General features: G+C 73.3%; 5 protein-coding genes. All 5 read right to left on the bottom strand.

The genetic code is table 11. The features are described 5' to 3' along the window. Nucleotides 1-440 precede the first annotated feature (440 nt). The 5 genes from ACY0I8_RS04890 to ACY0I8_RS04870 all read right to left on the bottom strand — a co-directional run bounded on the left by ACY0I8_RS04890 (nt 441) and on the right by ACY0I8_RS04870 (nt 8,469). Nucleotides 441-1,244, bottom strand: a complete 804-nt coding sequence (locus tag ACY0I8_RS04890; protein ID WP_461393836.1) for a tetratricopeptide repeat protein — start codon at nt 1,242-1,244, stop codon at nt 441-443. 319 nt (nt 1,245-1,563) lie between these two features. Continuing rightward, nucleotides 1,564-2,649: a class I SAM-dependent methyltransferase gene (locus tag ACY0I8_RS04885; RefSeq protein ID WP_461393835.1), complete on the bottom strand. Its 1,086-nt coding sequence runs from the start codon at nt 2,647-2,649 to the stop codon at nt 1,564-1,566. Further along, nucleotides 2,646-3,989: a methylenetetrahydrofolate--tRNA-(uracil(54)-C(5))-methyltransferase (FADH(2)-oxidizing) TrmFO gene (gene trmFO / locus ACY0I8_RS04880; protein ID WP_461393838.1), complete on the bottom strand. Its 1,344-nt coding sequence runs from the start codon at nt 3,987-3,989 to the stop codon at nt 2,646-2,648. The genes ACY0I8_RS04885 and trmFO overlap by 4 nt, the downstream gene beginning before the upstream one ends. 12 nt (nt 3,990-4,001) lie before the next feature. Then, a complete protein-coding gene (locus ACY0I8_RS04875; protein ID WP_461393834.1) occupies nt 4,002-6,440 on the bottom strand; it encodes a mechanosensitive ion channel domain-containing protein in 2,439 nt (812 codons plus the stop codon). 10 nt (nt 6,441-6,450) lie between these two features. Beyond that, the gene (locus ACY0I8_RS04870) at nt 6,451-8,469 is read right to left on the bottom strand and encodes a DUF748 domain-containing protein (protein WP_461393833.1); all 2,019 of its coding nucleotides are present in this window, start codon (nt 8,467-8,469) and stop codon (nt 6,451-6,453) included. Nucleotides 8,470-8,516 lie beyond the last annotated feature (47 nt).

The raw sequence follows: 8,516 nt of genomic DNA, 5'->3' as shown, positions 1-8,516 counted from the left end.
GAGAAGTTGCGCCTCCCCCTCCCGTACCACTTCGGCGAGCTTCGCAAGGAACGTTTCCCTGTCCTTCTCGTCACGGAAGATCGCCGCGCCCTCGATGCCCCGCGCCATCACGTGCTGCACCACCCCCAACACGTCCAACCGGGCCATCCTCGGCATCGCCGCTCCTCTCTCCTCTCCCTCAGCGTCCCAAACTCGCAGGCAAACCTAGCAAAACCAAATAACCTGTCAACGTCCCCTCGGTCTCCCCTCGGTCTCCACAATCCCTGGGTTCCGTCGGCTTTGCGTGTATCCGGGCACGCGTGGCCGTCTGACACTGTACCCGGACGTCGGGCCGTGCAGGTCCCCGGCCAACAGCCATTGCGGCTTGGGCGCCGCTCCCACGGCCTTGGGCCACGCGGCGCGGAAAGCGGAAGGGTTGAGCCTCCCGGCGCCCCAGCCTCCTAGCGGGCACCGCCCTCCCCCGGGGCCAGGGGGATGCGTCGGTCGAGTTCGCGGGAGCGGTCTTGTCCGGCGTCGACCTGTTCGGGGCGGAGTTCGCGGCGCACAGCTTCGCGGCGGGCTTCGGCCTCGGTGGCGCCCCGGGCGGCGGCCAGGTTGAGCCAGACGTAGGCCTCCACGAGGTCCTTTTTGAGCCCCCGGCCCGCCTCGGCCATGAGGCCGAGGCGGAACATGGCCTCTGCTTCGCCGTTTTCGGCGGCCCGCCGGTACCACCGAGCCGCCTCCTCGAAGTCCTGGATGACGCCCCGGCCGTTCTCGTAGAGGGCGCCCAAAAGGAGCTGCGACCGGGGGTTTTCGGCCTCGGCGGCGGCCTTGAACCATCGCAGGGCCTCGGCCATGGTGCGGGGGTCGCCAGTTTCGCGGTAGGACTGCAGGAGATCGAGGCCCAGGCGGTGCTGGGCCTCGGGGTCGCCCCGCTCGGCCGCGGCCCGGAGGGCCTCGCCGGAGAGTTCGAGCGCCGAGGCGGGAAGGGTCACGGTTTCGGGCAGGCCCTTCACCGGGGCGGTGGTGGCCGACTCCACCCGGCCCCCCTCGGGCCACAGGGCGATCGCGAGCCCCACGACCACGAGGCCGGCGGCGACGCCCCCGGCCCACCGGCCGGCCAGGGCCCAGTCGGTGCCCAGGAACCGCTTGCGGCACTCCCGGCAGCGAAACCACACCGGGAACGGCCGGCGCCAGGTGCGCTCGGCCTTGTGGCGCCGGGATTTCCGGATGTCGGCGCTGCCGCAGTGCGGGCAGGTTGTCATGGGTCCTCCCCCGGGCGGATCCTCCGGCCGTTCGGTCGTCGGCCAACGGTCGCGGCGACGCCCCCACGGGCTCTCGGAACCGGGCGCCGGATCGTTTTTCGCATTTCAGCGGGATTCTCGAACCGTGTCAACGATGGGAGCCCCGCTCCCCGGCGGGGGAGTCCGGTCGGTGGGCGGTCGCCCCCCTCTCCCCGGCCCTCTCCCCCCGGGTGGGGGGAGAGGGAGCCAGAGGGGCTGGTCCGCACGAGCGACGCCCAAACCCCGAGGCCCCGATGCTTCCCAACTTCCCAGCTTCCCAGCTTTCTAGCTTTCTAGCCTTCTAGCCTTCGAGCTTCCCCACCCCCTTCCCCTGCACCAACGCCCGGAACGTGTCGCCCATGCCCGGGCCGGGGAGGAGCAGCGGGGCCAGGGCCTGCATGGCGGCGAGGCGCTCCACCTCGGGGAGCCGCGCTTCCAGGTCCCGGACCTCGTCCTCGAGGCCCCAGGCGAACAGGAACTCCCGCTGGTTCCGGAGGTCCAGGGGTTCGAGCCCAAGGGCCCGGCCGGCCTCCACGAGGTGGGTGAAGTCCACGTGGGCCGTGAGGTCCTGCTCCCCCGGGTCGGCCAGGAGGCCCTCCACGAGCCGGTGGGCCCGGTAGGCCACGGCCGTGCCCCGGGGCCGGTGGGGCCCGTAGAGCCGGTCGGCCCGGTCGCCGTAGTCGATGGTGAGCACGTAGCCCCGGCCCAGGAGCCCCGCCACCCGGCCGAGCCAGGCCCCGGCCGCCGGCCGGATCTCCACCTCCCAGTCCCCCAGCGGCGGGGCGTACCCGTCCAGGAACCGCCGGGCGGCCTCCGAGGGCTCGGCCCAGACCTCGACAAACCCCTCGCCGTCCCGGTCCACGAAGGCCTCCCGGAGCCCGGGGCCGGCGCCCCGGAGCCGGTGCACGGGGAGGGCGTCCACGAGTTCGTTGGAGAGGTACACCCCTTCGAACCCCTCGGGCGCCGCCGCCAGGCACCGCTCGGCGTGGGGCGCGAGGAGGTCCCGGCGCCTTCGATCGAGGGCGGGGCTTGCCTCGTCGGCCGCGTACCGGAGCCGGCGGTAGAGGTCCGGGTTCCGCTCGGCCAGGGCGTCCAGGAGGTCCCGGGCGAGGCGGCCCTCGCCCGGGCCGCCCTCCACCAGCACGAAGGGGTCGGGCCGGCCGAGCGCCCGGTCGGCCGCCTCGACCCACCGGGCGAGGCACCGGCCGAAGAGCCGGCTCAGGTGGGGCGCCGTGGTGAAGTCGCCCTCGTCGGCCCCGATCCGGACCCGGCCGGCCGCGTAGTAGCCCCCCTCGGGATGGTAGAGGGCGAGTTCCATGAACCGGGCGAAGGGGATCGGCCCCCGGGCCCGGATCTCGTCGCGGATCGCCTGGGCCGCGGGCGTCATCGGGCCGCCTCCCCGCCGGCGAGCCACCGGGCCCGCCAGGCGTCCAGGGCCTCCAGGGCCCGCTGGGCCTTCGCCTCCTTGACCTTCTTCTTGTCGCGGATCCGCACCCCCAGGGGGGGCAGCAGGCCGAAGTTCATGTTCATGGGCTCGAACCGCTTGGCCGGGCTTGCGACCACGTGCTCCACCAGGGCCCCGACGGCGGTCTCGGCCGGCAGGGGGTCGGGGGTGCGGCCGGCCCGGCGCAGGGCCAGGTTGAGCCCCGCCCAGAGCCCCATGGCCGCGCTCTCCAGGTACCCCTCCACCCCGGTGATCTGGCCGGCCAGCTGGATCCAGGGGTGACGCCGGAGCCGCAGGTACCGGTCCAGGAGCCGGGGCCCGTCCACGTAGGTGTTCCGGTGCAGGCTCCCGAGCCGGTGGAACCGGGCCCGCTCGAGCCCCGGGATGAGCCGGAACACCCGCTCCTGCTCGGGGTACCGGAGCTTCGTCTGGAACCCCACCAGGTTCCAACGCTCGCCGGCCGCGTCCTCGCGCCGCAGCTGGACCACGGCGTAGGGCCGCCGGCCGGTACGGGGGTCCTCGAGCCCCACCGGCTTCATGGGGCCGAACAGCAGGGTCTTGGGCCCCTTGGCGGCCAGGGTCTCGATGGGCTGGCAGGCCTGGAACACCCGTTCCTCCTCAAAGTCCCGGGTGGGCACGGTCTCGGCCGACACCAGGGCCTCGTAGAACCGCTCGAACTCCTCCCGGGTCATGGGGCAGTTCAGGTAGTCGTCGCCCCCCTTGCCGTACCGGGAGGCCGGAAAGGCCACCGACCGGTCGATGGAGTCGCCCTCCACGATGGGGGCCATGGCGTCGTAGAAATAGAGGGATTCCGCACCCGTGATCTCGGCCAGGTCCTCGGCCAGGGCGTCCGAGGTGAGCGGCCCGGTGGCCACGACGACCTCCCGGTCCCGGGGCACCCGGGTCACCTCCTCGCGCACGATCTCGATGGCCGGGTGGGCCTCGAGCCGCTCGGTCACGGCCCGGGCGAACCGGTCCCGGTCCACGGCCAGGGCCTGGCCGGCCGGCACCCGGTGGGCCAGGGCGGCCTCGAGGATCACCGAGCCCAGGCGCCGGAGCTCCTCCTGGAGGAGGCCCGAGGCCTGGCCGAGGCCCATGGCCTTGAGCGAATTGGAGCACACGAGCTCGGCCAGGTGGGCCGTGCGGTGGGCCGGGGTGAGCCGGGCGGGGCGCATCTCGAACAGCCGCACCCGCACGCCCCGCCGGGCGAGCTGCCAGGCCGCCTCGGCCCCGGCCAGCCCGCCCCCGATGACCTCGACCGGCGCGTCCCTCTCCGCGCGAATCCCGCCCACGGCCTACCCCTCCCCGGCCGAATGGGCAGCCGGTTTGGGCGCCGCCAGGGCCGCAACCGCCCGTTCGTCCACGCTCCGCAGGTGGAGATCCCGCTGGGGGAAGGGGATCTCGACCCCGGCCTTCCGGAACTCCCGATCGATGGCCCGGTGGAGCTCGCTTCGGACCCGGAGCCGGTCGTCCACGTCGCCCACCCACACCCGAAGCTCGAAATCCAGGGAACTCTCCCCGAAGGCCAGGAAGAGGACCTGGGGCGGGGGATCCTGCCGCACCTTCGGGTGCTCCTCCCCCACGGCGCGCAAGATCTCCATCACCTTCTCCACGTCGGATCCGTAGGCCACCCCCACGGGCACCACCACCCGCACCATCCGGGTCGAGAGGGTCCAGTTCGTGACCTTCCCGGCCACGAGGTCGGCGTTGGGCACGATGACCTCCGACTGGTCGAAGGTCTCCACCACGGTGGCCCGCAGGCCGAGTTTGCGGACGATGGCCCACTCGCCATCGATCTGCACCACGTCGCCCACCTTGATCGGCCGCTCGAAAAGCAGGATCAAGCCGCTCACGAAGTTGTTCACGATGGTCTGGAGGCCGAACCCGATCCCGATCCCGAAGGCACCTGCGAGGATCGTGAGGTTCTGGAGCTCGAGCCCGAGGCTCGCCACCGCCGCCAGGAACCCCACGAGGACGAAGGCGTAGTGGACGAGCCGGTTGATGGACAGCCCCGTGCCCCGGTCCACGCCCCGCCGGGGGTAGATCTCGCTCTCCAGAACGCCCTGGACCAACCACGAGGTCAGAAGGGCCCCATACAGGACCAGGAATGCCCCCACCACGAGCCCCACCGTGATGTGGGTGGTCCCCACCGGCACCCCCAGGGAGAGGAGCACCTGTACGGCCTTCCACGGGGATTCGGAAAACCGCCACACCTCGAGGACGAGACCCCAGGTGGCGAGCGCCACCACGGTGCGCACCCCCCACAGGAGGTCGGTCCGCAGCCGTGCGGCGTGCTCCGCCCCCAGGGGGATCCGCCGCCACAGGGCAGAACCGGCCACGTAGTCCACCGCGCCGTGCGCGAGCACCTCCACGACCCAGGCGAGAAGGAGGAGAAACGTGGTCTGGATGGCGGCATCCAGCAGGTGGGCCGCCAGGTTCGCGTAGCCCGACACCTGGGCCACGGCCACCGCGGCCAGCACCGCGGCGCCGAGCCGCAGCCCCCACGGGTACCACCGCCCGCCCACCCGGGCCGCCACCCGCGCGCGCCACAGGCAAAGGGGCAGCCCCACCAGGGAGACCACGAGCACGTAGAGACGGAACAGGGGGGCCGGCACGCCGGCCACCCGTAGGGCCTGGTTGGCCAGGAACAGGCACGCCAGGAGGTAGACCAGCCTGCGGCGCCACCCGGCCGGGAGGAGGGCCGTGACCACCCGGGCCGCCGAGAACCCCACGGCGATCCAGAGGGCGAGCCTCCAGACCGGGGGCAGGACCGCATAGAGGGCCGAGGGGAGACCCACCCCCACGAGCACCGCGGCGGCCAGGGGCCTCCGGGACAGGAATCGCCACCGGTCCGAGGCCTCGAGCCGGGGCCGGTTGCGCCGCAGGACGCCGGCGACGACGGCGACCAGCACCACCTGGAGCGCCACCACCCACCCGGCCCGGGTCCAGAACCGACGGTCGGGCCATGCGAGGCCCCGGAGGCCGGCGCGCAGGGCGTCGGGGCTCAGGGCCCCCCGCAACGCCCTTCCGTACTCGGCCGACGCCATCGAAGGCGCCGACCGGCGCCAGAGTTCCGTGCGCAGGGCCTGGAGCCATCCGTCGGCCTCGGCCACCCGCTTCTGGATCCGCAGGCGCAGGTCCTCCCCCCGCCGCTGGATACCGAGAAAGGGCTTGGCCGTGCGGGTGACGATCTCGAGGGCCTCTTTGGCCGCCTTGGCGGCCGTCTTGAAGGCGTCGGCGGCCCCCTCCTTGGCGAGGTCGGCCGGGAACGCCTTCCGCCAGGCGGCCCACCGCTCGGCCTCCGCCTCCCACTCGGCCTTGCGCTTGTCCAGGGTGGCAAGGGCCTGGCGTACGGGCCCGAGGGCCTGTTCCAGGGCCTCCCTTTCCGCCTCGAGGAGGCCCTTCAGTTCGGCCACGTCCTCGTACCCGTAGTCGGCGCCCTGGGCCAGGACGTCGAACCGCGCCTCGATCGCCGCGAGTCGGGCCTCGAGTTCCCCCAGCCGCCCCTCGACCTCCTCCGCCCGGGGGAACCCCGAAAGCTCGGCCTGGAGCCCGGCCAGCCGCTGTTCCAGCTCGGCCGCCTTGGGGATGAGGTCCGCCAGGCCCGGCACCTCGGGGGCCGCCGGGGCCGATTCGGGCACCGGCGGGGCGGGGGGCTTCGGGGCCTCCTGGGCCCGAACGGGGGCCGCGAGCCAGAGCGCGGCCGCGAGCCCGACGGAAACGATCGCGCGCACCACGGGACGCCTACCGGCCGAAGAGCTTCTTGATGAGGCCCTGGTCGATCGCGCCCTTCTCCTGTTCGCCCACCGGGAGCTTCTTGAGCACCTTCTCCTCCAGAACCTTCTGGGCCTTCTTCTCCAGGACCTTGCCGCCCATGCGGGCCAGCGCCTCGGTGTCGAGGCCGTAGGTCGGGGCGTCGGTCGTGCCGGTGAGCCGCAGGGGAACCCGGGACCAGCCCTGCTCGTCGGTGATCGCGTCCAGCACCTCGTCCCGCCGCACCAGCCGGGCGGCGATCCGGCGGGGCAGGGCCACGGCCAGCTTGAGGTCCAGGGCCTTGTCCACGAGACCCACCGTGCCCGTGCCGGTGGCCTGGACGTCGGGCCCGTTGAGCACGAAGCTCCGCACGGTGCCGACCCCCTCGGCCGCCCCGACGTCGAGCTTGAGGTTATAAAAGTTCAGGGTCTCGAGCTCCTTCACCTGAAAGAGCTCCGCGAACCGTTGGACCAGGGGGTGGTTGAGGATCTTCCCGTCCTTGGCCTCGGCCTGGAGGTCGGCCGTGAGGGCTTCCAGGTCGCCGCCCCGGCCGGATGCCTTGGCCGTGAGACCCACCACGCCCGTCATGGTGTTTTCGAGGGCCGGGGAGAGGGCGGGCAGGAGCTTGGCCAACTGGGTGCCGGCGAGCGTCAGGTCGGCCTCGAAGGCCGGGCCCGGGGTCGTGAGGTCGGCTCCCGCCGCGGCCTGGAGCTTCCCCCCGTACACCTGGGCCTCCAGGGGCTTCACCGTGAGCTTGCCCCCGAGGAGCTCCACGTGGGCCCGGAACCCCTCCAGGGCGAGCCCGCCGGCCCCGAGCTTCCCGATCTCCAGGTCGCCCACGGCATCGAGCGGCGGGGCCTCGGGTTCCCTGGCCCCGGCCGGGGCCGGGGACTCGGCCCCGGCGGGTTCCGCCGGAGCTCCCTCCCCGGCCGGGGGCAGGAGGGCCAGGAACGGGTCGGCCAGGACCTCGGGGGAGGTGAGGCGGAAGTCCACCCGGGGCGGGGCCGCCCCGTAGCGGGCCTTGGCCGTGACGTCCACGGTCTGGCCGGCCACCTCGGCCCGGAACCGGGAGAGGTCCACCACGGCCTGCGCCGGGTCGAGGGCGGCCGCGAGGTCCAGGCGGACGTCCGTGGGCTCGCCCCGCTCGTTCCCCCGGGCGAGCACGAGGCCCTTCACTCCGCCCGTTCCGGCCAGGGTCATGGGCCCGCCGGCCGTGCCCTCCACGTCGAGGTCCAGCGAGAACACCCCGGCCGCGGGCACGAGCCCCCCCTCGCCCAGCACGGGCCGGAGGGCCGGCAGGTCGAAGGAGGAGATGCCCAGTTTGGCCTTCAGTTGCCGGGTCTCGGGGTTCAGGGTGCCGGCCACCGTGAACCGGCCTTCGGCCGCCAAGGGCAGCTTGGCCGAGAGCTCGAACGGCACCGGCCGGTCGAGGGCGAACCCCCGGATGCGGCTCTCCACCTCGTCCAGGACGTAGGTGCGGGCCGGCTCGGCCGCCCGGTCCTCGAACGCGATCCGGCCGCGCTCCAGGGAAAAGAGCGCGATCGCGACGGCCACGGGAAGTTCCCCGGCCTCGGCCGCCTCGGCTTTGGGCGCCTGGGGTTCGGCGGGGGGTGTCTCCCCTTCCGCGGCCAGCAGGTCCTGGATGTCCAGGGTCCCGTCCGGGTTTCGCACCAGATGGATCCGGGGCGCCACGAGCCGGATCTCCTTCAGATCCACCCGGCGCTGGAGAAGGGCCCAGAGGTCCCACCGGATCAGGATCTTCTCGGCCGCCACCAGGGGCTCCGGGGCCCCCTCGGCCCGCACGTCGAGCCCGTCGAGGTGGATGCCCGTGAACCCGGCCCCGGCGTCGGCGATGGTGACCTTGCGGTGGAGCTTCTCCTCCAGGGGCGGCACCACCCAGGCGAGGATCCGCTCCTTCGTGAGGTACAGCTTCAGGGCCACGGTGGCGGCCACGGCCAGCACAACGAGGATCCCGACCACCCGCAGGAGGATCTTTCCACCCTTTCGCATCTCGCTCTCTCCTTTCTGCGCCCGCCCGGGGGGCCCGCGCGGGCAGA

It is taken from the genome of Deferrisoma sp. (assembly GCF_054681715.1).
This window is presented reverse-complemented; position numbering and strand designations above follow the sequence as displayed.